Annotated in this window: 26 protein-coding genes, 1 riboswitch and 1 other annotated feature; of the genes, 10 read left to right on the forward strand and 16 right to left on the reverse strand. The window is 40.2% G+C overall.

Going from position 1 to position 25501, the window contains the following annotated elements:
• Positions 1-41: 41 nt before the first annotated feature.
• The 6 genes from leuS to JOC76_RS12885 all read right to left on the reverse strand — a co-directional run bounded on the left by leuS (position 42) and on the right by JOC76_RS12885 (position 8065).
• Positions 42-2459: a leucine--tRNA ligase gene (leuS, locus tag JOC76_RS12860; protein ID WP_205178136.1), complete on the reverse strand. Its 2418-nt coding sequence runs from the start codon at positions 2457-2459 to the stop codon at positions 42-44.
• A gap of 42 nt (positions 2460-2501) precedes the next feature.
• Positions 2502-2721, reverse strand: a binding site (T-box leader).
• Between the two features lie 141 nt (positions 2722-2862).
• Positions 2863-4656: a carbon starvation protein CstA gene (gene cstA, locus JOC76_RS12865; protein ID WP_205178138.1), complete on the reverse strand. Its 1794-nt coding sequence runs from the start codon at positions 4654-4656 to the stop codon at positions 2863-2865.
• A gap of 139 nt (positions 4657-4795) precedes the next feature.
• Positions 4796-5542 (reverse strand): LytR/AlgR family response regulator transcription factor, encoded by a 747-nt coding sequence (locus JOC76_RS12870; protein ID WP_205178140.1) that lies wholly within the window; start codon positions 5540-5542, stop codon positions 4796-4798.
• Positions 5517-7295 (reverse strand): sensor histidine kinase, encoded by a 1779-nt coding sequence (locus JOC76_RS12875; protein ID WP_205178141.1) that lies wholly within the window; start codon positions 7293-7295, stop codon positions 5517-5519. Before JOC76_RS12875 ends, JOC76_RS12870 begins: the two co-directional genes overlap by 26 nt.
• Before the next feature lie 311 nt (positions 7296-7606).
• Positions 7607-7786, reverse strand: coding sequence for a glycogen biosynthesis protein GlgD (locus JOC76_RS12880; RefSeq protein WP_205178143.1), 180 nt, complete (start codon positions 7784-7786; stop codon positions 7607-7609).
• Between the two features lie 15 nt (positions 7787-7801).
• On the reverse strand, positions 7802-8065 hold the full coding sequence (locus JOC76_RS12885; protein ID WP_205178145.1) for a YtzC family protein: 264 nt from the start codon (positions 8063-8065) through the stop codon (positions 7802-7804).
• A gap of 180 nt (positions 8066-8245) precedes the next feature.
• On the opposite strand from JOC76_RS12885, the gene JOC76_RS12890 reads away from it, so the two are divergent.
• Positions 8246-8461 (forward strand): hypothetical protein, encoded by a 216-nt coding sequence (locus JOC76_RS12890; protein WP_205178147.1) that lies wholly within the window; start codon positions 8246-8248, stop codon positions 8459-8461.
• A gap of 204 nt (positions 8462-8665) precedes the next feature.
• Here the strand turns inward: JOC76_RS12890 and JOC76_RS12895 are convergent, their stop codons facing one another.
• A complete protein-coding gene (locus tag JOC76_RS12895) occupies positions 8666-8830 on the reverse strand; it encodes a hypothetical protein (RefSeq protein ID WP_205178149.1) in 165 nt (54 codons plus the stop codon).
• A gap of 195 nt (positions 8831-9025) precedes the next feature.
• Here JOC76_RS12895 and mnmL point away from each other — a divergent pair, with 195 nt between their 5' ends.
• A complete protein-coding gene (gene mnmL, locus JOC76_RS12900) occupies positions 9026-9991 on the forward strand; it encodes a tRNA modification radical SAM protein MnmL/YtqA (RefSeq protein ID WP_205178151.1) in 966 nt (321 codons plus the stop codon).
• Complete coding sequence (gene mnmM / locus JOC76_RS12905) at positions 9988-10566, forward strand: tRNA 5-(aminomethyl)-2-thiouridylate-methyltransferase MnmM (protein ID WP_205178153.1); 579 nt, start codon at positions 9988-9990, stop codon at positions 10564-10566. The genes mnmL and mnmM overlap by 4 nt, the downstream gene beginning before the upstream one ends.
• A gap of 445 nt (positions 10567-11011) precedes the next feature.
• On the opposite strand, the gene tbcS is transcribed toward mnmM, so the two are convergent.
• Together tbcS and JOC76_RS12915 are read right to left on the reverse strand one after the other, a co-directional pair.
• Positions 11012-12106 (reverse strand): tetraprenyl-beta-curcumene synthase, encoded by a 1095-nt coding sequence (gene tbcS / locus JOC76_RS12910; protein ID WP_372441945.1) that lies wholly within the window; start codon positions 12104-12106, stop codon positions 11012-11014.
• 4 nt (positions 12107-12110) lie between these two features.
• Positions 12111-12914 carry an alpha/beta hydrolase gene (locus tag JOC76_RS12915; protein ID WP_205178157.1) on the reverse strand — a complete coding sequence of 268 codons (804 nt, stop codon included), beginning with the start codon at positions 12912-12914 and terminating at the stop codon, positions 12111-12113.
• A gap of 122 nt (positions 12915-13036) precedes the next feature.
• Here JOC76_RS12915 and JOC76_RS12920 point away from each other — a divergent pair, with 122 nt between their 5' ends.
• Positions 13037-13549 carry a gamma carbonic anhydrase gene (locus tag JOC76_RS12920; protein WP_205178159.1) on the forward strand — a complete coding sequence of 171 codons (513 nt, stop codon included), beginning with the start codon at positions 13037-13039 and terminating at the stop codon, positions 13547-13549.
• Positions 13550-13589: 40 nt separating this feature from the next.
• Here the strand turns inward: JOC76_RS12920 and asnB are convergent, their stop codons facing one another.
• On the reverse strand, positions 13590-15494 hold the full coding sequence (gene asnB / locus JOC76_RS12925; protein ID WP_205178161.1) for an asparagine synthase (glutamine-hydrolyzing): 1905 nt from the start codon (positions 15492-15494) through the stop codon (positions 13590-13592).
• Positions 15495-15857: 363 nt separating this feature from the next.
• The gene (gene metK / locus JOC76_RS12930; protein WP_205178162.1) at positions 15858-17057 is read right to left on the reverse strand and encodes a methionine adenosyltransferase; all 1200 of its coding nucleotides are present in this window, start codon (positions 17055-17057) and stop codon (positions 15858-15860) included.
• 293 nt (positions 17058-17350) lie between these two features.
• Positions 17351-17488, reverse strand: a riboswitch (SAM riboswitch).
• 242 nt (positions 17489-17730) lie between these two features.
• Here metK and pckA point away from each other — a divergent pair.
• On the forward strand, positions 17731-19317 hold the full coding sequence (gene pckA, locus JOC76_RS12935; protein WP_205178163.1) for a phosphoenolpyruvate carboxykinase (ATP): 1587 nt from the start codon (positions 17731-17733) through the stop codon (positions 19315-19317).
• A 148-nt stretch (positions 19318-19465) separates the two neighbouring features.
• Here pckA and JOC76_RS12940 read toward each other — a convergent pair whose 3' ends face one another.
• Both JOC76_RS12940 and JOC76_RS12945 read right to left on the reverse strand, forming a co-directional pair.
• Positions 19466-19708, reverse strand: a complete 243-nt coding sequence (locus tag JOC76_RS12940) for a DUF2584 domain-containing protein (protein WP_205178164.1) — start codon at positions 19706-19708, stop codon at positions 19466-19468.
• Between the two features lie 37 nt (positions 19709-19745).
• Positions 19746-20537: an alpha/beta hydrolase family protein gene (locus JOC76_RS12945; RefSeq protein ID WP_205178165.1), complete on the reverse strand. Its 792-nt coding sequence runs from the start codon at positions 20535-20537 to the stop codon at positions 19746-19748.
• 130 nt (positions 20538-20667) lie between these two features.
• On the opposite strand from JOC76_RS12945, the gene JOC76_RS12950 reads away from it, so the two are divergent.
• Genes JOC76_RS12950 through JOC76_RS12960 form a run of 3 tightly spaced genes read left to right on the forward strand, consistent with a single transcriptional unit; the run spans position 20668 to position 23280 of the window.
• Complete coding sequence (locus JOC76_RS12950; protein WP_205178166.1) at positions 20668-21693, forward strand: ABC transporter substrate-binding protein; 1026 nt, start codon at positions 20668-20670, stop codon at positions 21691-21693.
• A gap of 23 nt (positions 21694-21716) precedes the next feature.
• Entirely contained in the window at positions 21717-22493 is a 777-nt protein-coding gene (locus tag JOC76_RS12955) for an ABC transporter ATP-binding protein (protein ID WP_205178168.1), read from the forward strand.
• Positions 22474-23280 (forward strand): ABC transporter permease, encoded by an 807-nt coding sequence (locus JOC76_RS12960; protein WP_239557708.1) that lies wholly within the window; start codon positions 22474-22476, stop codon positions 23278-23280. The genes JOC76_RS12955 and JOC76_RS12960 overlap by 20 nt, the downstream gene beginning before the upstream one ends.
• An 8-nt stretch (positions 23281-23288) precedes the next feature.
• Here the strand turns inward: JOC76_RS12960 and ytkD are convergent, their stop codons facing one another.
• Positions 23289-23765 (reverse strand): RNA deprotection pyrophosphohydrolase, encoded by a 477-nt coding sequence (gene ytkD, locus JOC76_RS12965; RefSeq protein ID WP_205178172.1) that lies wholly within the window; start codon positions 23763-23765, stop codon positions 23289-23291.
• 86 nt (positions 23766-23851) lie between these two features.
• Positions 23852-24175, reverse strand: coding sequence for a hydrolase (locus tag JOC76_RS12970; protein WP_205178174.1), 324 nt, complete (start codon positions 24173-24175; stop codon positions 23852-23854).
• Positions 24176-24413: 238 nt separating this feature from the next.
• Here JOC76_RS12970 and JOC76_RS12975 point away from each other — a divergent pair, with 238 nt between their 5' ends.
• Both JOC76_RS12975 and ytzI read left to right on the forward strand, forming a co-directional pair.
• Complete coding sequence (locus tag JOC76_RS12975; protein WP_098531965.1) at positions 24414-24671, forward strand: DUF6154 family protein; 258 nt, start codon at positions 24414-24416, stop codon at positions 24669-24671.
• 111 nt (positions 24672-24782) lie between these two features.
• On the forward strand, positions 24783-24953 hold the full coding sequence (gene ytzI, locus JOC76_RS12980) for a YtzI protein (RefSeq protein WP_205178176.1): 171 nt from the start codon (positions 24783-24785) through the stop codon (positions 24951-24953).
• Positions 24954-24991: 38 nt separating this feature from the next.
• Here ytzI and JOC76_RS12985 read toward each other — a convergent pair whose 3' ends face one another.
• Positions 24992-25465 carry an S-ribosylhomocysteine lyase gene (locus tag JOC76_RS12985; protein ID WP_205178178.1) on the reverse strand — a complete coding sequence of 158 codons (474 nt, stop codon included), beginning with the start codon at positions 25463-25465 and terminating at the stop codon, positions 24992-24994.
• Between the last annotated feature and the right edge of the window lie 36 nt (positions 25466-25501).

Here is a 25501-nt window from a genome sequence, read left to right on the forward strand (position 1 = left end):
ATCCTCCATCTTATAGGAGGATGTTCAGTTTTGCTACTCGATTAATTCGCCACGATATTGACCAATTTACCAGGTACGGTAATCACTTTGCGAATTGTCTTACCTTCGATTTGTTCCTTGACACGGTCATCGTCCATCGCAATTCCTTCTAATGCCTCTTTGGTTGCATCTGTTGGAACCTTTAATTTCGTTTTAACCTTGCCATTTACTTGAATCACAATCTCAATTTCGTCATCCACTAATTTCGCCTCATCATATGCAGGCCATGCTTCATATGAGATTGTTCCGCTATGTCCTAGTTTTTCCCAAAGCTCTTCAGCGATATGCGGACAAACAGGAGCAAGTAATTTTACAAAGCCTTCGATATAATCCTTTGGAAGAACAGTTGCTTTGTAGGCTTCATTGATAAATACCATCATTTGAGAAATAGCGGTATTAAATCTTAAACCTTCATAATCCTCTGTCACTTTTTTCACGGTTTGATGATACACTTTTTCTAAATTAGAAGCTTCTTCATTTGGCTGGATTTTCGGGTTTAATTCACCGTTTTCCTCAACAAGTAGACGCCAAATCCGATCTAAGAAACGTCGGGATCCATCTAAGCCGTTTGTTGACCAAGCAATAGAAGCATCAAGCGGTCCCATAAACATTTCGTATAAACGAAGGGTATCGGCCCCATGGCTTTCGATAATATCATCAGGATTAACCACATTTCCTTTTGATTTACTCATCTTTTCATTGCCTTCCCCTAAAATCATTCCTTGGTTGAAAAGCTTTTGGAATGGTTCTTTGGTTGGCACCACACCGATGTCATATAAGAATTTATGCCAGAAGCGTGCATATAGCAGGTGAAGAACAGCGTGTTCGGCACCGCCAATGTAAATATCAACTGGGAGCCAATGATTTAATTTTTCTTGTGACGCTAATTCTTGATCATTTCTTGGATCAATGTAACGTAAATAATACCAGCAGCTTCCTGCCCATTGCGGCATCGTATTCGTTTCGCGACGGCCTTTTTTACCTGTTATTGGATCTACAACATTAACCCAGTCCTCAATATTGGCAAGTGGAGACTCACCGGTTCCAGAAGGTTTGATATCCGTTGTTTTTGGTAAAGTCAATGGCAGCTGGTCTTCTGGAACGGCTGTCATCGTGCCATCTTCCCAATGAATAATTGGGATTGGCTCGCCCCAATAACGCTGGCGGCTGAATAACCAGTCGCGTAAACGGAAGGTTACCTTTTTCGTACCGATCCCTTTTTCTTCTAACCAAGCTATCATTTTTGAAATCGCATCTTCTTTATTTAAACCATTTAAGAACTCGGAATTGATGTGCTCACCATCACCAGTATAGGCTTCTTTCTCTACATCACCGCCAGCCACAACCGGCTTAATTGGTAAGTTGAAGACCTTCGCAAATTCCCAGTCACGCTCATCGTGGGCAGGGACGGCCATAATCGCACCTGTTCCATAGCTGACTAATACATAGTCCGCGATCCAGATTGGCATTTTTTCGCCATTTACAGGATTAATCGCATAGGCACCGGTAAATACACCTGTTTTCTCTTTTGCTAAATCCGTACGTTCTAAGTCGCTCTTCAATTTCACTTTTTCTAAATAAGCATCAACAGCGGCACGCTGCTCATTCGTCGTGATTTTATCCACAAAGGCATGCTCAGGAGCCAGCACTGTATAAGTGGCGCCAAATAAGGTATCTGGACGAGTTGTAAACACGGTAAAAGTTTCTTCATGGCCATCAATCTTGAAAGTGACTTCGGCACCTTCTGATCGGCCAATCCAGTTGCGCTGCATTTCTTTTAGGCTTTCCGGCCAATCTAATTCTTCAAGGTCTTCTAATAAACGATCGCCGTAAGCTGTAATTTTTAACATCCATTGCTTCATTGGCCGGCGTTCGACTGGATGTCCGCCGCGTTCACTTTTTCCATCAATTACTTCTTCATTGGCTAAAACGGTTCCAAGTGCCGGACACCAGTTCACAGCCACTTCATCAATATAGGCTAAGCCTTTTTCCCATAGCTTTAAGAAAATCCACTGTGTCCATTTGTAATAGTCAGGATCTGTCGTGTTTACTTCGCGATCCCAATCATAGGAAAAACCAAGTGATTTAATTTGTCTACGGAATGTATTAATATTCTTTTCCGTGAATTCAGCAGGGTCGTTCCCTGTATCTAATGCATATTGTTCTGCAGGTAAGCCAAAGGCATCCCAGCCCATTGGATGAAGGACATTATATCCCTGCATCCTTTTTAATCGTGAAAGAATATCGGTTGCGGTATAGCCTTCCGGGTGCCCTACATGAAGCCCTGCACCGGATGGATATGGAAACATATCTAAAGCATAAAATTTCCTTTTATCATATTCTTCGCTCGTTTTGAACGTTTTTTCCTGTTCCCATGTTTTTTGCCACTTCTTCTCGGTCTGTTGATGATTAAAGCTCATTTCGATGTTCCTCCTATTGAAAAATAAAAAACCCCTCATCCCAAAAGGGACGAGAGGATTGTATGTATCTTCCCGCGGTACCACCCACATTAGTGCCAAAGCACTCGCTTCATTATCCTTAACGCGGTAAACGGCAGATATTACTTTGGTTCATATCTGCAACTCAAAGGCGAGTTCATGATGTACTCGGTTGACTTTCACCAGCCGTCAACTCTCTATGTTTCGAGTAAAATTCACTACTACTCCTGATCACTGTTTTTTTAGTATAAAAGTATTACGGTTATTGTATTAAATTTTCTCTCACTATGCAAGCAAACAAATGCCTAAATTCAGGATTGACGAAGGATGTTTTTTTTATACCATTAAAAAAGCAGCTGACGATTGAAGTCAACTGCTTTACGAATTAAGCCACTTTTGAACCAAAATGAAATCGAGGAGAATTCCACAATGTTGTCCATTTCTTAATGGCTGTCACCATAATAATAATTCCGAGTACTAACATAATAATCGAAAGAACACCATTTAAGACACTGTACCCTGCTGCAGCTGGATTTAAGTAGACGTTTTTGACCATCCAATAGCCAGCATAATTAACCGTAACAAATAAATAGGCGAGCGGCACTAAACAAGTAAACATGTACCACCGTTTGTTCGCAATCTTTAGAATGACCGTTGCACCAATGATTAATCCAATAGAGGCCATTAACTGATTCGATACTCCAAATAGGGCCCAAACAGAGCCGATGTCTCCTGAGTAGAGCAGATACCCCCATATAAAGCAAGCTAATGCACTTGCAAAAATGGAACCTGGAAGCCAGTCTGTTTTTTTCAAAGGTTTATAGAATTCTCCAAAGAAATCTTGAATTAAATAACGAGCTACCCGTGTACCAGAGTCAATCGCCGTTAAAATAAAGACCGCCTCAAACATAATGACAAACTGGAAGAAGTAGGATGATAATTTCGCAAACCACGGAATGGCTGTGAAGATATATGTCATACCAACTGCCAATGTTACTGCACCGCCAGTTCTTCCTTCCAAGTCAATTCCTATTTCCTGAGCTAGCTTTGGTAATTGATCAACGTGCATTCCCAATGTTTTGAACATTTCTGGAGTTGAGTTGATCGCAAAATAATCCGCAGGCTGAAGGGCCGTTGCGGCAATCAAGGCCATGATCCCTACGACACACTCTACTAACATCGCACCAAACCCAACTACCTTAATGTCTGACCAGCGATCTAGCATCTTTGGTGTGGTACCTGAACCAACAAAGGCATGAAATCCAGAAATGGCGCCACAGGCAATGGTAATCGAAATAAACGGCCATACTGGACCAGCAATCACAGGACCGCCGCCTTGTGTAAATTTAGTTAATGCAGGCATTTGAATCGTCGGATTAATAATAAATACTCCGATAATAAGGGCAATAAATACGCCAATTTTCATAAAACTGCTTAAATAATCACGAGGTGCAAGCAACAGCCATACGGGCAGCGCCGCTGCAAAGAAAGCATAGATGGGCAAAATAATAGCTAATGTTTTTGTATCTAAAGTGAGCAGGTCCCCTATCACTGTATCTTGAATGATGGGACCAACAAATACCCCCACCATAACAAGTATAAATCCGATTGTAGTAGTCATTTTTAAATTGCCTGTTTTCTTATAAAAGATTCCTACTCCCATCGCAATTGGGATGGTGATTCCTACCGAAAAGGTTCCCCATGGGTTATTCTCCAAAGCGTGTAATACGACCATGGAAAGTCCAGCCATTGTAATCGTAATGATGAATAACATAGCAAGTCCAGTACAAAAACCTGCAACAGGACCTAACTCATCTTTTGCAACTTCCGATAAAGATTTCCCCTTCTTACGCATGGAAGCATAAAGTACCACGGCATCATGGACGGCACCGCCTATAACAGCTCCAATTAGAAGCCAAAGTAAACTTGGCAAATAACCAAATTGTGCGGCCAGGATGGGTCCAACAAGTGGACCTGCTGCTGCGATTGCAGCAAAGTGGTGACCAAATGTCACCCATTTATTGGTTGGTACATAGTCCTTTCCATCATTTAATTCGTGAGCCGGTGTCGGCTTAGAATCATCTAGCTTTAAGACCTTTACAGCCATGAAAGTCCCGTATAATCGGTAGGCAATCATTAAGATGCAAATGGAGCCAATGACAACTGTAATCGCATTCATTTTCTTCCATCCTCCCTCAAAAATAATAGCTTATCTTAATAATATTAAATGAAAACAATAACATGTGTTTTTCAAGATAAGTTGCGGTATTTTGGAGCTGAAAGACATAAATTTAAAATTGAAATACAAAAAACAGCTGTTAAAATCCAAGCAGCTGTTTTAAATCTTTTGTGTAGGTTCTGCTGACTGGAACCTTATCACCGGATTTCATAATTAAGTTGTATGTAGAATTAAACCATGGTTCAATCTCTATGATGGCATCAATATTGACTAAAAAAGCACGATGAACACGAACAATCGGGGCGGTTTGAAGCTTTCGTTCGAATGTAATCAACGGTTCATAGACCCAATACTTTTGCCGTTCAGTGGCGATAACCGTTTTTCCATCCTGTGTTCCAACATAAAAAATATCGTTTGTATTGACTAACACTATTTTTTCATCGATTGAAACAGCTAGTTTTTCAGATCGCTCATTTTGAAACGAATGCGGCCTAGATGAAAGAGGGATATTCTGTTCTTTACTGCCCGCCAGCTTATAAAGCTTATCAATCGTTTGTTGAATTCTTTTTTCATCGATTGGTTTTAATAGATAATCAACAGCATTTAGTTCAAAAGCTTTAAGAGCATATTCGTCAAAAGCAGTTGCAAACACAATTAATGGAGGATAGTCTAACTGATTTAATTGACTTGCTATTTCAATACCAGTTTGATCTTCAAGCTGGATATCTAAAAAAATCACATCAATATCAAGGTTTTTCAATTTTTCTAAGGCCGTTTCGACACAATCAGCTTCTCCTGCAATTTCCACCTGCTTACTGCGTTTAAGCAGATAGGAAAGCTCATCCCTTGCAAGCGGTTCGTCATCCACGATAAATGCTTTTAACACTTTCTTCCCCCCATTTTTGCCTTGTTAATGGCAATTTAATCACCACTTTGGTCCCTTTATCTATAAAACTATCAATCTCAAACGATGCATTCGGACCATATATTTCTTCAATCCTCTTCTTTATATTCCATAGTGCCGAGCCTGTCCCCTCAGCTGAATCAACGGTTTGATTTCCAAGGACATCTAGTTTTTCATTTGGTATCCCTTTCCCGTCATCTTCGGTAAGCAGGACCATTCTCCCCTCTTCTTGGAAAGCACGTACCTTCACTGTTCCCGTTTTTGTTTTTGAAAAGGCATATCGGATGGCATTTTCGACTAGCGGCTGTAAGGTAAATGGCGGTATTAAGACTTCTTCCAAAGATGGGTCAATCATTAATTCAACTCGATAGCGGTCAGGGAACCTAGCCTGTTCAATCGACAAATAGGCCTCCACATGCTCGAGCTCTTTTTCAAGCGGAATCAACATTTGACGAGCACCTTGGAGATTACTGCGAAAGAAAACACTTAATTGAATTAAAAGCATTCTTGCTTGATCTGCGTCTTTTCGGACTAGGCTTGAAATGGTATTAATGGCATTAAACAAAAAATGAGGATGCACTTGGGCCTGCAGCGCTTTAATCTCTGCATCTTTTAATAAACGTCTTTGCCGTTCCAGCTCTGCCATTTCAAGCTGCCCAGAGAATAACTTCCCTAAGCCCTCTGCCAGTTCCTGCTCTACCCTATCTAGTTTGCTGGAAGTAGTAAAGTAAAGCTTTAACGTTCCAACCGTTTTTTCATAAACCTTAAGAGGTAAGACAATGGCAGCTTCTAATGGACAATTGGGGTTAAAGCATTGAATTTCTTTGGCTGTTTTGGCCATAATGATTCTTCCTTGATCTAATACCTTTTTCGTTAATTCAGTGGCCATCATTCCGGACGGACGATGGTGTTCGGAGGCAGCTCCAACATGCGCTAATACTTGCCGTTGATTGGTGATGGCGATAGCATCTGCCCCTGTCCATTTCAAAATAATCTCTGCCGCTTTTGTACAGGAATCCTTATTCAAGCCCTGGCGGAAAAATGGGAGCGTTTGATTCGCTATATATAAAGCTTTATGTGTCTGCAACGCCCGTGTTCGTTCCTGCTCTCGAAAAATATCCTGAATAATTAGTAAAAAAAGAAACGTCCCAAAACCATTGATCGCAATCATCGGAAAGGCAATTAGTTTTACAAGATTAAGGGCTTCATCATATGGCTTGGCTAATAAAAGAATAATTCCCATCTGAAGACATTCCATCAAAATCCCCATGATAACGGCTTTCGAAGTAGAGCCGCTTTCCTGTATTTTAAAACGCTTACTTAAAAATCCTGTTACGACTCCTGCAAAAATGGTCGAGACAGCACAGGCAACTGCGGTGAACCCTCCCAGCGATAATCGGTGCAATCCAGCAATTAAGCCCACCCCTATTCCAATCATCGGCCCGCCAAGCAAACCGCCAATTACCACACCCATAATCCTTGTGTTCGCAATCGCACCTGTTGTATTTACATCTGTCAGCCAATCTTGTGACGTAACCATCCCATGTCCTATTTCTACACCTGTATAATTGCTGATAATTCCAAAGGCACCAAAGATCGCAATAATCGTAACTTTGGCCGTCATTCCCCGCTCATAATGTATGACTTGTCGGAAGGATTTCATTCTTGATAAAATAAACGCCACAATGATTAAAATACCCACCCGCTCAAGCATAAGAGGCAGTAAAGCAAGCATTTGTTTCCCCACCACCCTGTATACTTTTACTCACTATCTTTACTATACCAAAAAAGAAAGCAGGATTTCATTTAGTTTTTTGAAGAACAAAAGCGCAAGCGCCTTGAACAGCCCCGACAAGCATAAGACACTCAGGGAAAGAAGGCGTTCTTTGCCTTCATTCCCTGAGCGTCTGTAGACCATCGAGGGGCTAGGCGCTGGAGCTGGACGTAGACTGTCCTTTTATTAACAGTTATCCCACAAGCGAAAATTTTATATTTCCAAAACGATAAAAAAGACCTCTCAACAATGTGAGAGATCCATTCAATCGTTTAGGAAGATTGCTCCGGTTCTTGATGCATTTTAGACTTAACTGGCTGTCCGCCGGACTTCTCGTATTTCATTTTGGCTTCTTTTACTAAGTCACGGTCCTGACCTAGTTCAAGGTCTTGATTATTTACACCATTGCGGTTTTTTTGTTCGGGATTATTTTTCTTTGAACGTTTTTTCAAGATATTCTCCTCCTCTTAATGTACTTCAAGAATCATGGAATTCTGAACCTGCTGGATCTGAAGTCTCATTCGATGGAGTTGTTCCCGCTGCTGCGAGTTGGCACTATGAGCCAACTTACAAATATCTTGATAGGTTTGTTCAAGTTGTTGCAGCGCATTTGTGTAACCATCATCATTATATTGCTCTTGAAGGCTGCTTTGCTTGTATTGCTCCTCTGCGTAGCGGATTGTATCCTCAACTTGCTGCATTAAATTATCAATTGAGTCGCGAGTAGCCATCTAAGAACCCCCCTAATTGTTTGAAGCCCACGCTTCATTTCTTATTTTGTTCTCCATTCCATTTCCTATTACTTTCGAGTCGTGGATAATTTTTACCATCCTTTGTTTTAGGCTGTGTTAAACTTGGATGTTGACTTCCGTTCCAGGCGCGAGCGGTTCGCGGACGTGCCGGGGAGCAGAATGCAAGGGTGGTTAGGACAGGTAAAGCCGGAAAAAGCCAAGGGCTGTCCGAATGCTAGGGGAATTCGGACAGGTCCAGATGGAAAATCACGCAGATCTGTCCGTAGTCTAGCCAAGTTCGGACAGCTTAAGCCTAAAATCATACAGAGTTGTCCGAAGTCTAGCCAAGTTCGGACAACTTATGCTAAAAATCATACGGAGCTGTCCGAAGTCTAGCCAAGTTCGGACAGCTTAAGCCAGAAATCATACGGAGTTGTCCGAAGTCTAGCCAAGTTCGGACAGCTTAAGCCAGAAATCATGCGGAGCTGTCCGAAGTCTAGCCAAGTTCGGACAGCTTAAGCCAGAAATCATACAGAGTTGTCCGAAGTCTAGCCAAGTTCGGACAGCTTAAGCCAGAAATCATACGGAGTTGTCCGAAGTCTAGCCAAGTTCGGACAGCTTATGCCAGAAATCATACAGAGTTGTCCGAAGTCTAGCCAAGTTCGGACAGCTTAAGCCTAAAATCATACGGAGCTTTCCGAATATAAGGGTAATTTGTAATTCGGACAGGTTCAGCTGGAAAAATTCAAGGGTTGTCCTCAGCACTATCACTCCTGTGTGGTCTCCCCTTCCCCATACACCCTCAGGAGTCTCGGGCATTCCACTTCACTCAACTTTGTTACAAAATCAACAATGACTTTTAACAAAGCCTTGTTTTAATAAATTCCATTGGAGATGTGTTTACTTCATGATAAAATGGAGGTTATGCAATCATGATTATTTAAAAGGAGGTTTTCTCTAGTGCTTAAGACGAAACCTTTTCAATATGCCACTGACGATAAACGATACCATACATGGAATTACCACCTTCGAAACCATTTTGGTCATAAGGTATTTAAGGTAGCCTTGGATGGCGGATTTGACTGCCCGAACCGTGACGGTACGGTTGCCCATGGCGGATGTACCTTTTGTAGCGCGGCAGGGTCTGGTGATTTCGCTGGTAACAGACTGGCAACACTAGAAACCCAATTTAACGAAATAAAACAAAAAATGCATACAAAATGGAAAGACGGCAAATATATGGCCTATTTTCAGGCGTTCACCAACACGCACGCACCTGTAGAGGTTCTTCGGGAAAAATATGAAACCGTCCTAAAACAAGAAGGTGTCGTTGGATTATCCATTGCGACTCGTCCCGACTGCCTGCCAGATGACGTTGTTGAATATTTAGCTGAACTAAATCAACGGACGTATTTATGGGTTGAGTTAGGTTTGCAAACAGTTCATGAGCGAACGGCCTTACTCATTAACCGTGCCCATGACTTCCAATGTTATATGGATGGCGTTAATAAATTAAGGAAACACGGAATTAGAATTTGTTCCCATATTATAAACGGGCTGCCTCTTGAATCTTATGACATGATGATGGAGACAGCTCGTGAGGTTGCAAAGCTAGATGTTCAGGGGATCAAGATTCATTTACTGCATTTATTAAAAGGCACCCCCATGGTCAAACAATATGAAAAAGGAATGCTTCAATTCCTTAGCCAAGAAGACTATGTAAAATTAGTATGTGACCAATTAGAAATTTTACCACCCGAAATGATTGTGCATCGAATTACAGGTGATGGTCCTATTGATTTAATGGTTGGACCGATGTGGAGCGTAAATAAGTGGCAAGTTCTAAATTCGATTGATGCGGAATTAACCGCAAGAAACAGCTGGCAAGGGAAGTTTTATCAAAAGGATAAGGGGAATTTATCATGATCTTGGAACGGATTCTTCCTTTTGCGAAAAGTTTACTAAAAAAAGCCGTTACCCCTGGGGATACTGTGGTAGATGCTACCCTAGGAAATGGGTATGATACGGTGTTTTTAGCAGAATTAGTAGGTGAGCATGGAAAAGTGTATGGGTTTGATGTACAGCAAGAAGCGATTGACGCAACCATCGAACGTTTAAACCAGCACAACTTGAGAAATCGGGTAACTATTTTTCATAATGGACATGAAAAAGTGATTGACAGGATTCCTGTGAGTGAACATGGTTCTATAACCGGAGCGATTTTTAATCTTGGCTATTTGCCCGGCGGTGACAAAACGATTGTAACCCATTCCGAGACAACGATTGCGGCCATCGAGCAGTTATTAGCGATTATGGCTCCGGAAGGAATGATTGTTCTTGTTATTTATCATGGTCATGAACAAGGAGCCATCGAGCGGGACGCTTTGATGCAATATTGTCTAAAACTTGATCAAAAAACTGCCCACGTCCTACAGTACCAATTTATTAATCAACAGAATAACCCACCATTTATCATTGCTATTGAAAAAAAATTAAATTAGGTTGCGAAAGCAACGGGTTTTGTTACCCATCACAAAAAAAAAATTCGCATACATTTTACTTATTAAAGTGTGTTCGAAAAATAAACGGAAAAATTCCGTTTAAATTGGGAAATACCCATATTTCCCTAAAAATAAAGGGAGTTTTTCCGTTTATATTACCCAAATCTTTTGATTTTGTCTTATTTAGAGGAGTTAAACGGAAAATCTCCGCTTATATCTGCTTCTTAAGCCTCCCTATATACAATAGACGGAAATTTTCCGTCTATGAATTCTCATACCTACACGAAAATCAACAATGAATAATAACTGAACCAAAGCCCTGTTATTAAGGTTTGAATAAAAAAACACTGCAAAAAATCGCAGTGCTTTTTTGTGTACATTTTAATTAACATATAATGATGTAAATTTAACAGGTATCAGAACCCGTTGCCGCGAAAGCCGGGTTTTATTTTGATATTGACCTTGTTATGATGGCCGGAACTGATTTTTGCAGTGAACGGTATGCTAGTCCATTAAAATAAAAGAAATAGCTAATCCATCCACCTGATTTAATAATTCCTCTTGCTAATTTCCGGACATTTTTCTGTTTTCGAACCTTTTCATCAGAAAGATAAATGCCTAACAACCCGCGATTAATCAATTGGTGAAATTTTTTATGAGGCAGGAATTCTGTATGGCGGTCCGCCTCGATGACAAAGTGCTTTAACCGTTTAAAAAGGGTTTCTTCACTTTTATAATATGTACAGAAATTCAAGTCACCGCCCCTTTGGTCTTCCTCTTGATCAATAAAATAATCTAACAGAATATGTAAGCCCTGAATGTAGGGAAAATAGCCCCTGCGAATACTGATGGCATCCTCTAATTTAAAATCTGGACGCATCGCATAAGAAACTAAACAAAAAATCCCTAATGTGGAACCGGAACAGGCCGAGAATTCGTACCACTCCATCTCCGGCAGTTTGTCTTGATAACGGTTAAACCAATTTTTTAGGCGCGGGACCCGTTCCTCCTTCACCACGTGTTTGTGGATTTGTAAATCACAATAATAGCGGCAAAGCTCTTGAAGGTAATCTTTGATTAAATCATAGTGAGTTAACTCCCTTAAGCAAGAACGGCATGTTTCAGATAGGTCATGTAAATATCCAGCATCATCCTGGTCATCTCGAAGTCGGTAATAATTTTTCGTTTCCGCTTGTAGGCATAAGGCATCTGACATCGATTCATGAAGGGCAGCAAAATCTGCCGGGTCAAGAGAAGTACTTCGGTCACAAAGATTATCCAAGTAGTCACTAATCGTCTGATAGGCGACAATAAACTTAACAGCCTTTTTATAATCATCTCTCGCAGTGAGGGCAAGAATGGCGCCTCCTTCACAATGGAAGGTTTTATGCTCGATACTGGCTAATGCCTGTTTTCTTAATTCTGGATTGGGGATCTTTTCAGCCCGGCTTCTCCAATACGCCAATTCTTGATGGACGGCAGGTATGATTTTGCGGTAGACCCTGGACATGAGGGTGATTGGCATCATGGAAAACATCACCTTTCTAAACTATATAACCAATTGCTTTTAATTGACTATAAACAAAATCCTTCGCATATTCAAATACTTCTTCTCTTTCAGGCTCATTAAAGATTTCATGGTAACACTTAGACCATTCCTTGAACCTTTTTTCAGACAACGGAGCATGATTAAACCATTGTTTCACCGTCGATTTATTTACAATTTTATCATCCCCGCCCTGCATCACCAGCATTGGTAGATCCTGTGTATCTTCCATTTTTTCGAAAGCTTCTTTTATTGCCCCCACTAGTTCACGATACCAACGAATCGAAACTTTTGTCACGTAAAGTGTATCATTAGCATCGGCTTCTCGGACATCCTCATTTCTTGTCGCCATTTGAACCGTTAACCCTGAATTCATTCTAAGAGATGGATATACAATGTTAATAACATGTGAGAGTGCATTCAAAAATTTGGAAGGTCCATTCACAAGCCCCAAGCATGGTGAAGAAAGGATTACACCTGCCACATTCAGTTGTTCTTCTTGTAATAAACGAATCGAAATCAATCCGCCCATGCTGTGACCTAATAAAAACACCGGGAGGTTATATTGATAGGCGGCCTGTACCCAATCCTTTACCTCAATGATGTACTCATCAAAGGAATCAATATGACCACGGCTGGCCCTTGTCGTCATTCCTTGCCCTGGAAGATCACCCATGATGATATGAAACCCAGCTAAACGCCACATTTCAATTAGCCAGCCGTACCTGCCATGATGTTCCATTGCACCATGTACAATAACAATAACTGCTTTTGCCTCCCCTTCAGCTTCCCATTTCCACATAGATCGTCCCCCTTGAAAATATATATGCGTATGTTTATTTGTCATATAACGGATTTATTTTTTGAAAACTCCTTCATATATTCGTTAATATATATTTATCATATATAAAGGAGCGAACCCATTTGATCTATCCCTATAAAGATAAAAATCCGTTGATTGCTGAGACTGCTTTTATTGCTGATTATGTAACCATAACCGGTGATGTAGAAATTGGCGACCAGTCAAGTGTTTGGTTTAATTCTGTCATCCGCGGCGATGTTGCCCCAACAAAAATAGGTAAAAAGGTTAATATTCAGGATAACTCTATCTTACACCAAAGTCCTAATAACCCGCTAATTTTAGAAGATGAGGTCACGATTGGGCACCAAGTCATTCTTCATAGCTGTATTGTAAGAAAAGGGGCCTTAGTCGGCATGGGCTCGATTATACTTGATCAGGCGGAAATCGGCGAAGGTGCGTTTATCGGTGCCGGAAGCCTTGTACCCCAAGGGAAGAAAATCCCTCCTAATACTTTAGCATTTGGCAGACCAGCGAAAGTTATTAGAGAATTAACCCCCGAAGACAAAAAAGATATGGAACGCATCTATACAGAATATGCCGAGAAAGGGCAGTATTATAAGTCTTTACAGTCTTAAAGATTGACAAAAGCACCCAAAAATTTTGGGTGCTTTTTTATTAATGCTTTAATGATTGAAATTCTTTTTGCAAGGCATAATCACGTTGAAAAGAATAGACATTTTCTACATAGATCTGATGCCAAACCATAAACATCAGTACGGTCCAGATTTTCCGGCTGTTATCAGCTTTACCTTGACAATGATCTTCCAGTAAGCCCAAGACATAGGATTTATTGATGAGATGATCCGTATTACTCTCACGAATAATCTTTTTAGCCCATTCATTCATTTCATTTTTTAACCAATGGCGAATCGGTACAGGGAATCCGAGCTTCTTCCGGTTGAGCACATGCTCAGGCACTACGCCTTCAGCTGCTTTACGTAAAATATACTTGGTTGTACCATTGGCTGTTTTTAGGCTAGTTGGAATTTTGGAAGCTACTTCAAACACTTCTTTATCTAGGAATGGTACCCTTAGTTCTAGTGAATGAGCCATGGTCATCCGATCAGCTTTCAGTAGTATATCTCCCCGCATCCAAGTGTGGATATCAATATACTGCATCCGGTCCACTGGGTCATACCCTCTTGACTCTTGATATAGCGGCTTTGTAACATCGGTATAATCTAAACCTTCACGGTAAACATTTAATAAATCACGCTTCTCCATTTCAGTGAACATCTTGGCATTTCCGATATAACGTTCTTCCATAGGGGTAACGCCACGCTCAATAAAACTTTTACCTTTCATTCCCTCAGGCATCATCCCGGCAATTCCTCTAAGTAACACTTTACCTACTCTTGGAATTTTATTAAATACCTCTAAGGACTGCGGCTCCCGGTAGATATTATAGCCACCAAACAATTCATCCGCACCTTCACCCGATAAAACAACGGTCACGTGTTTACGTGCTTCCCTTGCTACAAAATAAAGCGGAACACAGGCTGGATCAGCCATCGGATCATCCATATGCCACATGATCTTTGGTATTTCATTCATATATTCTTCAGGTGTGATGACATAGCTGATATTTTCAACACCCAATTTTTCAGCTGTTTCTTTTGCCACATCAATTTCACTGAACCCATTGTGTTCAAAACCAACAGAGAATGTTTTAATCGCAGGATGAAATTCTTTCGCAATTGATGCAATGATAGAAGAATCAATTCCACCGGATAGGAATGACCCTACCGGAACGTCACTGCGCATATGTTTTTCAACAGAATCAAATAAAATATCGCGAATTTCTTTCGTAAAATCTGCTTCTGTTTTTTGAACAGGCTTAAAATGGGCCTTCCAATACTTTTTCATGATCATTGGGGAACCGATTTTTTTGGTAAAATAATGACCCGGCTCAAGCTTTTTAATTCCCACTGAAAGCGTGTCTGGTTCAGGAACAAATTGATAGGTCAAATAATGCTGTAAAGCATCATAGTTAAGTACATCATTCTCTAAAGCCAGCAAAATGCTCTTTTTCTCGGAAGCAAAGAAAGTCCGCTCCCCATCTTCTAAATAAAAGAAAGGTTTAATTCCAAACGGATCACGTGCCCCATAAAGAGTTTGTTCCTGCTTATCCCAAATAACAAAACCGAACATTCCGCGCAGCTTTTCTACTGCTTTTTCCTTAAGATGACTATAAAGGGCAATGATGACTTCTGTATCAGAATGAGTGGCAAAGGATAGACCTTCCTTTAACAGCTCTTCACGAAGTTCAAGATAATTATAAATTTCACCATTAAAAATAATCCAATAACGCTCGTTTTCGTACGTTAGCGGCTGATGTCCACTTTCAATATCGATAATGCTTAAACGACGAAAGCCAAATTGGATATGATCATCATAATAAAAACCATCATCATCCGGTCCGCGATGGGTAATTAAATCATTCATATTTTTAAAAAGTTGTTTTTGTTCATCACTATAGTTTTGTGTTTTGTCGTGTACACAACCGATAAAACCACACATTATGTACCTCACCTACTCCAATTCATATTAAACGTCTTCTAAAAAAACATCTCTCTTATACTAACACTATTATAAAAAAAATGGCACTGTGAACATCAGGAAAAATTAAAAGCGGAAGCGACCGTAAAGCGCACGACAGGACTGGAGCACATCGACTGAGATAAAGGAAACACGAAGAGCGGAAGCTTTTTCGTGTTGACTTATCGTAGGGGGATGTGCGAAGCCTTCTGGTCGCTGTAGCTAGACACTCATCAAAGTTTATCACTTTTAAACTTCATAGCCAAGCTATCCTTCATTTTTCACTTCTTTTTACCTAAGTAAACAGAAAAGAGAGTTACATTTTACATGCAACTCCCTTTTTACTTATACGTTGGCCTGCTCTTTTAAAGTTTCGGCCTTGTCGGTCCGTTCCCATGGAAGGTCCACATCTGTGCGTCCGAAATGACCATAAGCAGCCGTTTTCTTATAGATTGGGCGGCGTAGATCAAGCATTTTAATGATGCCAGCAGGACGTAAATCAAAGTTTTGTTCAACTAAACCAACTAAAGCATCTTCTGTTAACTTGCCTGTTCCAAACGTATCAATCGAGATCGAAACGGGTCTTGCTACTCCGATCGCATAGGCAAGTTGAACTTCACACTTTTCAGCCAGCCCTGCAGCGACAATATTCTTCGCTACATAACGAGCCGCGTAGGCAGCTGAACGGTCCACTTTGGTAGGATCCTTACCGGAGAATGCTCCTCCACCGTGACGAGCATAACCACCGTAGGTATCCACAATGATTTTCCGACCTGTTAACCCTGCATCGCCTTGTGGTCCGCCAATAACGAACCGGCCTGTTGGATTAATGAAATACTTTGTATTCTCATCGATTAATTCCTTTGGAACAACAGGATTGATGACAAATTCTTTTACGTTTCTCTGAATTTGCTCCAAGGCGATTTCAGGATGATGCTGGGTTGAAATAACAATCGTATCAATCCGAACTGGTTTATCATTCTCATCGTATTCAACTGTAACTTGGGTTTTCCCATCCGGACGCAAGTAAGGTAAAATATCCTCTTTCCGTACTTCCGTTAAACGGCGTGCAAGTTTATGTGCAAGAGAAATAGGAAGTGGCATTAGCTCTTTTGTTTCATTACATGCAAATCCAAACATTAACCCTTGGTCGCCTGCACCAATCGCTTCAATTTCTTCCTCTGACATTTGACCTTCACGAGCTTCAAGCGCTTGGTTAACCCCCATTGCAATATCTGCTGATTGTTCATCAATGGAAGTTAAGACCGCACAAGTTTCAGAGTCAAAACCATATTTAGCACGATTATAACCAATCCCTTTAATTGTTTCACGAACAATCTTAGGAATATCTACATACGTGGAAGTGGTAATCTCTCCTGCTACAAGAACTAATCCGGTTGTTACCGAAGTTTCAGCGGCAACACGGGCATTAGCATCTTTAGCTAAAATAGCATCTAAAATGGAATCAGAAATCTGGTCACAAATCTTATCAGGATGACCTTCAGTTACTGATTCAGAAGTAAACAAACGACGTTTTGTCGACAATCTGAATTCCTCCTTATATGAAATAAAGTGAGGTTTGCTGTATGACTATAAACAGCCCTTTAACCTCGATTGATACGGAACTCATTCCCTAGTAGTATGAAATAAACATGGGATTATTATTATAGAAATATGGAAGAGCCTTGTTGCCTGCCCACCTCATTTTCCTCTAATCGTCCCCTTGAAGTTTATACGATGGAATAAAAAGTAGAATTATGTAGTAATCGCACGTAAAATACAAAAAACCTTTCCATCATATGAGGAAAGGTTGATAGCAAATTTCTGCGTGCCTTTCACTCTTATCGTTCAAGGCCAAGCCTTGCTTCAGGTTTAGCACCTTTGCCCGAAAATGTCCAGATCAAAATTAATCCGTGTTTCGTTTGCAGGTTGCTGGGTTTCATAGGGCCTGTCCCTCCACCAGCTCGGGATAAGAGAGTATCCGTTCAAGGGTAAATCATAACCTACTCGCTTCAACAATGTCAATGAATTTAGTTCAAATTTTTCCTCTTTTGAGTAAATTTCTCCTTTCTGTTGAATTCATTAGACAGCCCCTTGATTCCCTTTAAGTAGCTTAATTTAAAAATATTCACATAATTTTAAATAATAGTATAGATTATTTAAATAAATGTGTTATACTATTTAACAAATAAACATGGATAAAGGAAGGTTTCGGTCAATGAATTCTGTTCATATTCCTAATGATTTAAAAGAATTGTTACAAGAAAGTCATGTCCAATTTCAACTATCTGTTCCCCAACTCGTCGAGAAGGTTTTAGAAAGAAACGAAGGTTCTCTCACCTCTACGGGTGCTGTCTGTGTTTCAACTGGTAAATACACCGGACGATCGCCTCAAGATAAATTTATTGTGATGGAGGAGTCTACTAAAAATAAAATTGCATGGGGCCCTACCAATCAGCCCATTACTAGAGAAGCGTTTACCGGTTTGTATCAAAAAGTGGTTGAATACCTTAGACAACAAAAAGAAATGTTTGTTTTTAAAGGATTTGCTGGAGCGGATCCAAAATCTCGCTTGCCGATTCAAGTCATCAATGAATATGCCTGGCATAATCTCTTTGCCCAACAGTTATTTATCCGCCCGACAGAAGAAGAATTATTCACCCATGATGCCGGGTTCACTATAATCTCAGCTCCCAACTTTAAAGCTGATCCCGTCCTTGACGGAACGAAATCGGAAACTTTTATTATCATCTCTTTTGAACAAAGAATCGTTCTAATCGGTGGTACTGAATATGCAGGAGAAATGAAGAAATCAATTTTTTCTGTGATGAACTATTTACTACCTGAAAATAATATTTTCTCCATGCACTGTTCGGCAAATGTTGGCATTGAGGGAGATGTGGCCTTATTCTTCGGATTGTCCGGTACAGGAAAAACCACTCTTTCTGCCGACCCGAATCGCCGCCTAATCGGAGACGATGAGCATGGCTGGTCATCCAATGGCGTCTTTAATATTGAAGGTGGATGTTATGCAAAGTGTATCAATCTTTCTCGTGACAAAGAGCCGCAAATTTATGATGCGATTCGGTTTGGTACCGTTCTTGAGAATGTCGTTCTAAATATTGATTCAAGAACCCCTGATTATAATGATGGTTCCCTGACAGAAAATACAAGGGCTGCCTATCCGATTGAGGCAATTGATAATATTATTAAGCCAAGTATTGCCGGCCACCCTAATACCATTGTCTTTTTAACAGCAGATGCCTTTGGTGTGTTACCTCCGATTGCTAAATTAACCAAAGAACAAGCTATGTATCATTTCTTAAGCGGATATACCTCTAAACTGGCCGGAACCGAGCGCGGGATCACCTCTCCAGAAGCAACGTTCTCTACTTGCTTTGGGGCACCATTCCTTCCGCTGCCTGCGACACGTTATGCGGAAATGCTAGGTGATAAAATCCTTGAGCATGATGCTAATGTCTTCTTAGTCAATACGGGCTGGACTGGAGGAGGATATGGAATTGGCAATAGAATGAAGTTATCCTATACTCGAGCAATGGTCCAAGCAGCCATAGAAGGGGAATTAAACCAAATAGAGACAGTCAAAGATAAAATTTTCGGGCTAAATATACCAATTCATATTGCAGGTGTTCCTGATGAGGTTCTACAGCCTAGTCAAACATGGGCAGATGCGCAGGACTACGAGGAAAAAGCCAAGGCACTAGCAGCAAAATTCCGTGAAAACTTTAAAAAGTTCCAAGATGTTTCAGCTGATATCGAACATAAAGGCGGACCTATTATTTAATTTAGATAAAAAAACAAGTTGATTGGAGCGGAAGGCGCCCGCGGAAAGCGAGCGCCTGGAGCGGAAATCAACAGGCAAATTATACGCAAAGCCCCATATCAAAAAAGATATGGGGCTTTTGTATGTCTTTATTATTACTTATAATCGTTTAATTCGTAGAATTTAAGGACACTAATTGATAGGTTATGGTTGTGGTGTTTTTTTGCCATTCCACTTTCTTAATTAACGCTGTACCATTTGAATCACTGTCAAGTGTTTTTCTGACATCAATCGGAATTTCAATAGGGTATAGTCGGTATCCTTCTTTAACAAGCTCAAAAAGATTTTCCTCTAGCCTATGCTCCCTGCCTTTGGTCACAATTAAAGTATTTAACTCTAGTGGCATACCCATGTACATCCGCCCCTCCACTTTTATTACCTTTATTTTATCATCTTTTGGTTTGATTTTTCATCCACTTTGCTAAATCATGGACGACATTTCTATTAAGGCTCGGAGGAAAATAATGCGTAACCTCTTCAAAGTACCAGCACTCTACTGGTTTGTCTAACGACCTCAGCCTTCTTTCAAGGCGGTAAGCATGCTCGATTGTCACATTAAGGTCCTTTACACCATGAATGATTAAGACGGGTGCTTTCATTTTTTCCAAGGCATATAATGCCGTTCTCTCTTTGTAGCGGTCTGGATACTTCTCAGGTGTTCCGCCAATCACCCTTTTCATCATTCTCCGTAAATCTTTGCGTTCCTTATATGTAAGCGTCATATCACTGACACCACCCCAAGTAACAACAGAAGCAGCCTCCGGGAATTGTATTCCTGCCCATAAGGCCATTACTCCTCCGCGAGAAAAACCAAAAATATGAATATCGCGAACCCTTGGAAGTGATTTTAACACTTGAAAAGCAGCATAGGCATCTTCCCTATCTTCTCCAGCGAAATCTTCATTTCCTTGTCCACCTTGGTTCCCACGATAGAACGGGGCAAAAACAATAAATCCCTCTGAGGCAAATTGGGCAATCCTTGCCGGTCTTACTTTTCCGACGTTTTTTATGCCGCCTCTTAAATAGAGAAACCCGTCGAAGTTTCCATCCTGAATCGGTTCGGCAAGCATCCCCTTTACTTTTAATCCACCAGATAGATACGTTATGACTTTTAATTCAACACGGGGATTGGGAGAAGGAAACCGAATGATTTCTAAAATCGTGCCATTATTGATGTCCATCTAAAAGTCCATCCTTTTGTCTTTTCTTTTTTAAATAAATCGTCACTGGGCATTCACACATTTTTCTCCCCTACATACCATATCATAGGCAATTAGCCCAGATTTATGAAAAGGTATTAAGGGGGGCCTCATGTTGAAAAAATGGTTGAAAGGTAGTTACGCCTTACTTCTTATTAGCATACTGATGATTTCATTAGCTGCTTGCAATAACAGCTCGAGTTCGGAGCCGAAAACAACTAAAGTAGTAAAAGTTCGGATTGCTGAAGTGACACGGTCACTATTTTATGCTCCACAATATGTCGCCCTTGCGAAAGGATTTTTCAAGGATGAGGGATTAGATGTCACCTTAACCACCACTCCTGGCGGTGATAAAACGATGACAACCTTAATTTCAGGCGCCGCTGATATTGCTCTTGTTGGCTCGGAGACATCGATTTATGTTTATGCTCAAGGGTCCAATGACCCAGTCATCAATTTTGCCCAACTCACGCAGACAGATGGTACGTTCCTTGTTGCAAGGAATAAGATTGACAACTTCTCTTGGGATTTATTAAAAGGCAAAACCTTCCTTGGTCAGCGCAAAGGCGGCATGCCACAAATGGTTGGTGAATTTGTGTTAAAAAAACATGGGATTGACCCGCATCAAGACCTCACTTTAATTCAGAATGTTGATTTTGCCAATATCGCCAATGCGTTTTCTTCCGGCACAGGTGATTTCGTGCAATTATTCGAACCGACTGCCAGCATCTTTGAAAAAGAAGGCAAGGGCTATATTGTCGCCTCGTTCGGTAAGGAATCTGGGCATGTTCCTTATACAACCTTTATGGCAAAACAAAGCTATATGAAAGAAAATAAAGCCACCGTTGAAAAATTCACTAGAGCAATTTACAAAGCACAGCAATGGGTACAAACACACAGTGCCGAGGAAATCGCTAAAGCAGTCCAACCGTATTTCCCAGATACCGATTTTGAAATTATGAAAACCGTTGTCGACCGCTACAAGAGCCAAGGTTCCTATGCAACAGATCCTATTTTAGATGAAGAAGAGTGGAACAATCTGCAAAATATCATGAAAGAAGCAGGTGAACTTCCAAAAGAAGTAGACCATAAAACGCTTGTAAATACATCAGTGGCCGAAGGCATTATGAAAAAATAAAAAAGGAAAGGGAGGCCGGTATCATGAGCTTCTTGAAGGTTCAAGATATTCATCACACTTATTTCACCAAAGCCTCTGTCACCACGGCCCTCTCCGATATTTCACTAACCGTTGAGGAAGGGGAGTTTGTCTCCTTCCTCGGCCCAAGTGGCTGTGGAAAGACAACTTTGCTCTCCATCATTTCCAGCCTGCTGAAACCAACCCAAGGGACTGTTCTTTTAGAAAACAAACCGGTTTCTACCTCTAAAAATGAAATCGGCTATATGCTGCAGCAGGATTATTTGTTTCCTTGGAAAACCATTGAAGAAAATATCTTATTAGGCCTTAAACTATCGAAACAGCTCAATGAAAATACCAAAACAGCCGCACTGGACTTATTGGAGCAAATCGGCTTAAAAGGAGTGGAAAAACAGCTTCCAAAACAATTGTCGGGCGGAATGAGACAACGGGTTGCTCTTGTTCGAACACTGGCGACAGAGCCGAAACTTTTGATGCTTGACGAACCGTTCTCAGCTCTCGATTATCAAACGAAGCTAAAGCTCGAAGATTTAGTCTCTCAAACATTAGATGAGTTCGGAAAAACAGCCATCTTAGTTACCCATGATATTGGCGAAGCTATTGCGATGAGCGATCGCATCTTTTTATTTTCAGCAAAGCCTGGAAAAATCCACAAAATCTTCGAGATACCGAAAGAACTACAGAAGCTTTCACCTTTTGAAGCGAGAAATCATGAAGCCTTTCAAGGTATCTTTCAAACGATATGGAAGGAGTTGGAGTCTCTTGAGCCCAAAAAGGAATGACATAGAACTCCTCCATAAACAGTATCTCAAATCTTTAAAGGTCCAAAAGAGCTGGGTGCGTTTTTATCAATTAGTTATATTTCTACTCTTACTCTTTAGTTGGGAATTTTTAAGCCGGATGCAGTGGATTGATCCGCTCCTTTTTAGTTCACCATCAAAAATTTGGAACTTATGTCTTGAAAAGATTCAAGATGGCTCATTGCTAACCAACTTAGGTGCCACTTTACTGGAAACGGTGATTGGCTTTATTGTCAGCACCGTACTCGGCGTAATCATCGCAGCAATTCTCTGGTGGTCACCCATGCTTTCTAAAATCTTAGATCCCTATCTAGTAATTTTTAATGCCATGCCGAAAGTCGCTTTGGGACCTGTTATTATCGTTGCCCTTAGTCCTGGCTATACCTCCATTATTGCCAATGGCGTAATTATTTCTGTTATTATTACCGCTATCGTCGTGTATACATCTTTTAAAGAAGTGGACCCTAACTATTTAAAGGTCCTGCAAACCTTTGGGGCCACACGCCTTCAATGCTTTAAGGAAGCCATTATGCCAGCAAGCTTTCCAGCTATTATCTCGACATTAAAGGTGAATGTGGGTCTTTCCTGGGTTGGGGTAATCGTTGGGGAATTTCTAGTTTCCACTAAAGGGCTTGGCTACATGATTATTTATGGATTCCAAGTATTTAATTTTACGCTGGTGTTTTTATCGCTATTGGTAATCGCTGTTTTTGCCACGGTCATGTATCAATTGGTGGATTTATTGGAAAAAAAATTAATAAAAGAATAGCAGATAGCCTAACTTCTGCTATTTTTTTTATTTATATATCTTAGACATTCCTCAATCACTTGGTCTTTCATGATAAAGCTATATTCTTCAGCAAAGCGGAGCTGCAAAAGGTCTCCCTCAACTTTGACTGGTCCATTTGTTTCAAAGTAGGTTTGGGTCTTCTCTACCTTGTCCACCTTTCCCCAAAAGACGGCTTTAGCAAAAGCACCTTTGGTGTCGTTGACTTTGTATTCGGCAATAAATTGAAGGTCGGAAAGAACCGCCCCTGTTTCTTCAAAGACCTCTCTTCTCGCTGCCTCTTCAAGTGTTTCGCCACTTTCTACTTTTCCACCTGGGAATTCTAGACCTCGAAGTTTATGCTTGGTTAATAGCCAGCAATTTTTGTATTGGCAAATCACCAATACATGCATAGCCTTCATATTAAATGCGTCAGGACTAAAAGCAAGTTCAATTTTATTTCCATAATAATCGAGAAATTCATTCATCTTTAACCGCCCCAAATTTACTTTCATGCTATAATTATATATAAAAAAGGAGAATCCTTAAACTCCTGGATTCTCATCAAAGTAATTTATTGATTTTTTGGCAGAATGTTCATGCTTTCGATATGGCTTTTCGCCTCTTGGTCTCCAAGTTTATAAATAATACCGTATACTTGTTGGATCGTACTATCGTAGGTGTCATTCTCCCTGTCGTAATGATATTGAACAAAAGGGACATGGGCTCTAAAAAAGTTTTGCCATTCAGTGGAATAATTTTGATTAAACAGCTCTCTTAATTGGGAAATTTCCTCGTCTGTTGCTTCAATTTTGTAGCTCCAAGTGGAACTTGAAGCATTACTGGAAATATGACCGGTCCCTACATCTATATAGTAGGATTTCTTCTGTTCATCCATTACTTCAACCCCTTTTACTGTTTAGTAATGTGCAAATAGAGAAATTTTTATTCTTTTTCACATTTCGACTCATTTTTTAGCGGGTAATCTTATATAATATACATACAAACAAGAAAACAGACTTTTCAGTCAATTCATTTTTTAACAGACAGGGATGATTTTCTACTTTTATGGGTATTCAATAAGTATATTCTTTTCTCGTCTAATCAAATCAAAACCGGAATAGGAGGTGGTAAAAATGAAATTAGTTGATGAATTGTATGCAATGTATCGAAACAAATTAACCGGTGATGAAGAAGATATCGATATGTTGACTTTTGCTTTTTTAGAAGAAATGTCACATGAAGACTTGCTTGCCTTAATTCAAGAGATGGATAAACAAGAGCTTTATGATTTAATGGGACTTTATCTGATTGAAAGCTTAAAAGGTAAATTTGCTCAAGAAGAGTATGGTCAGCACCGTACACATACTTATTATCCTAGGAATATACATTGATTATTACATAATACCTGACACCCGGAAGCGGAAGCGCTTCCTTTTTTTGTGTTTTTTCAAAACGGTTCCTTTAATCATGTTACAATTGAATGGAAGAGGGGGGAATGAATTATGTTTACGGTCATAGTGGTAGGGATTATTATTGTGATGGTTATTTTATTGCTCGCAGTTACAACCACTTCAAAAGCGTATTCTTATAAACATACGGTGGATTCGTTGGATAATAATCCCTATATGGATTCAGAAGAGAAACAGAAAAAAGAAGATGAAAATAAGGGATAAAAAAATTCCTATTCATTGTGAATAGGAATTTTTTTATCTTACGCAAATACTTGTTTTAATTCTTCTTTGCTGTGGTCAAGCCAGAAACGCATTAAGCGTTTAGCCCCTTCTAAATCGTGGAGTTTTGCCTGGCCGCATTGTCTTTCATTTGCAGCAGGAATCTCAACAATTTCAACAGCATCTTTCATTGTATCTTCGAGAAGGTCGATAATTTCTTCTACGGTTGGTTCGCCGCTTACGACCAAATAATAACCTGTTTGACAGCCCATTGGTGAAATATCAATGATATCAAAGTGGTCATACTTTTCGGAATGCTTGCGGATATTAAAGGCAAGTAAATGCTCCAATGTATGGATCGCATCTGGTTTCATTGCCTGCTTATTGGGTTGGCAAAAACGGATATCATATTTATTAACAATACCGTCACTGCCTACTTTATGAACACCACAGTGTCTCACAAATGGGGCTTTAACAGCATTATGATCTAAATCAAAGCTTTCTACTGAAGGCATATCATTCACTCCCTTTTCTTTCTCTCTCCATCATAC

The organism is Neobacillus cucumis (assembly GCF_016908975.1).
Classification (GTDB): Bacteria; Bacillota; Bacilli; order Bacillales; family Cytobacillaceae; genus Neobacillus; species Neobacillus cucumis.

Bases quoted from the DNA above. Each gene is read 5' to 3' on its own strand.
- cstA (WP_205178138.1), bottom strand. From the start codon at position 4,656: ATGAATGCGATTACAGTTGTCATTGGCTCCATTTGCATCTTAATGATT.
- JOC76_RS12890 (WP_205178147.1), top strand. From the start codon at position 8,246: ATGCAAGGGTGGTTAGGACAGGTAAAGCCGGAAAAAGCCAAGGGCTGT.
- JOC76_RS12970 (WP_205178174.1), bottom strand. From the start codon at position 24,175: ATGGATGAACAGAAGAAATCCTACTATATAGATGTAGGGACCGGTCAT.
- JOC76_RS12985 (WP_205178178.1), bottom strand. From the start codon at position 25,465: ATGCCTTCAGTAGAAAGCTTTGATTTAGATCATAATGCTGTTAAAGCC.
- ytkD (WP_205178172.1), bottom strand. From the start codon at position 23,765: ATGAATGAATTTCTCGATTATTATGGAAATAAAATTGAACTTGCTTTT.
- JOC76_RS12945 (WP_205178165.1), bottom strand. From the start codon at position 20,537: ATGGACATCAATAATGGCACGATTTTAGAAATCATTCGGTTTCCTTCT.
- JOC76_RS12875 (WP_205178141.1), bottom strand. From the start codon at position 7,295: ATGCTTGCTTTACTGCCTCTTATGCTTGAGCGGGTGGGTATTTTAATC.
- asnB (WP_205178161.1), bottom strand. From the start codon at position 15,494: ATGTGTGGTTTTATCGGTTGTGTACACGACAAAACACAAAACTATAGT.
- JOC76_RS12885 (WP_205178145.1), bottom strand. From the start codon at position 8,065: ATGGCTACTCGCGACTCAATTGATAATTTAATGCAGCAAGTTGAGGAT.
- mnmM (WP_205178153.1), top strand. From the start codon at position 9,988: ATGATCTTGGAACGGATTCTTCCTTTTGCGAAAAGTTTACTAAAAAAA.
- leuS (WP_205178136.1), bottom strand. From the start codon at position 2,459: ATGAGCTTTAATCATCAACAGACCGAGAAGAAGTGGCAAAAAACATGG.
- JOC76_RS12955 (WP_205178168.1), top strand. From the start codon at position 21,717: ATGAGCTTCTTGAAGGTTCAAGATATTCATCACACTTATTTCACCAAA.
- JOC76_RS12915 (WP_205178157.1), bottom strand. From the start codon at position 12,914: ATGTGGAAATGGGAAGCTGAAGGGGAGGCAAAAGCAGTTATTGTTATT.
- pckA (WP_205178163.1), top strand. From the start codon at position 17,731: ATGAATTCTGTTCATATTCCTAATGATTTAAAAGAATTGTTACAAGAA.
- JOC76_RS12975 (WP_098531965.1), top strand. From the start codon at position 24,414: ATGAAATTAGTTGATGAATTGTATGCAATGTATCGAAACAAATTAACC.
- ytzI (WP_205178176.1), top strand. From the start codon at position 24,783: ATGTTTACGGTCATAGTGGTAGGGATTATTATTGTGATGGTTATTTTA.
- JOC76_RS12940 (WP_205178164.1), bottom strand. From the start codon at position 19,708: ATGGGTATGCCACTAGAGTTAAATACTTTAATTGTGACCAAAGGCAGG.
- JOC76_RS12950 (WP_205178166.1), top strand. From the start codon at position 20,668: ATGTTGAAAAAATGGTTGAAAGGTAGTTACGCCTTACTTCTTATTAGC.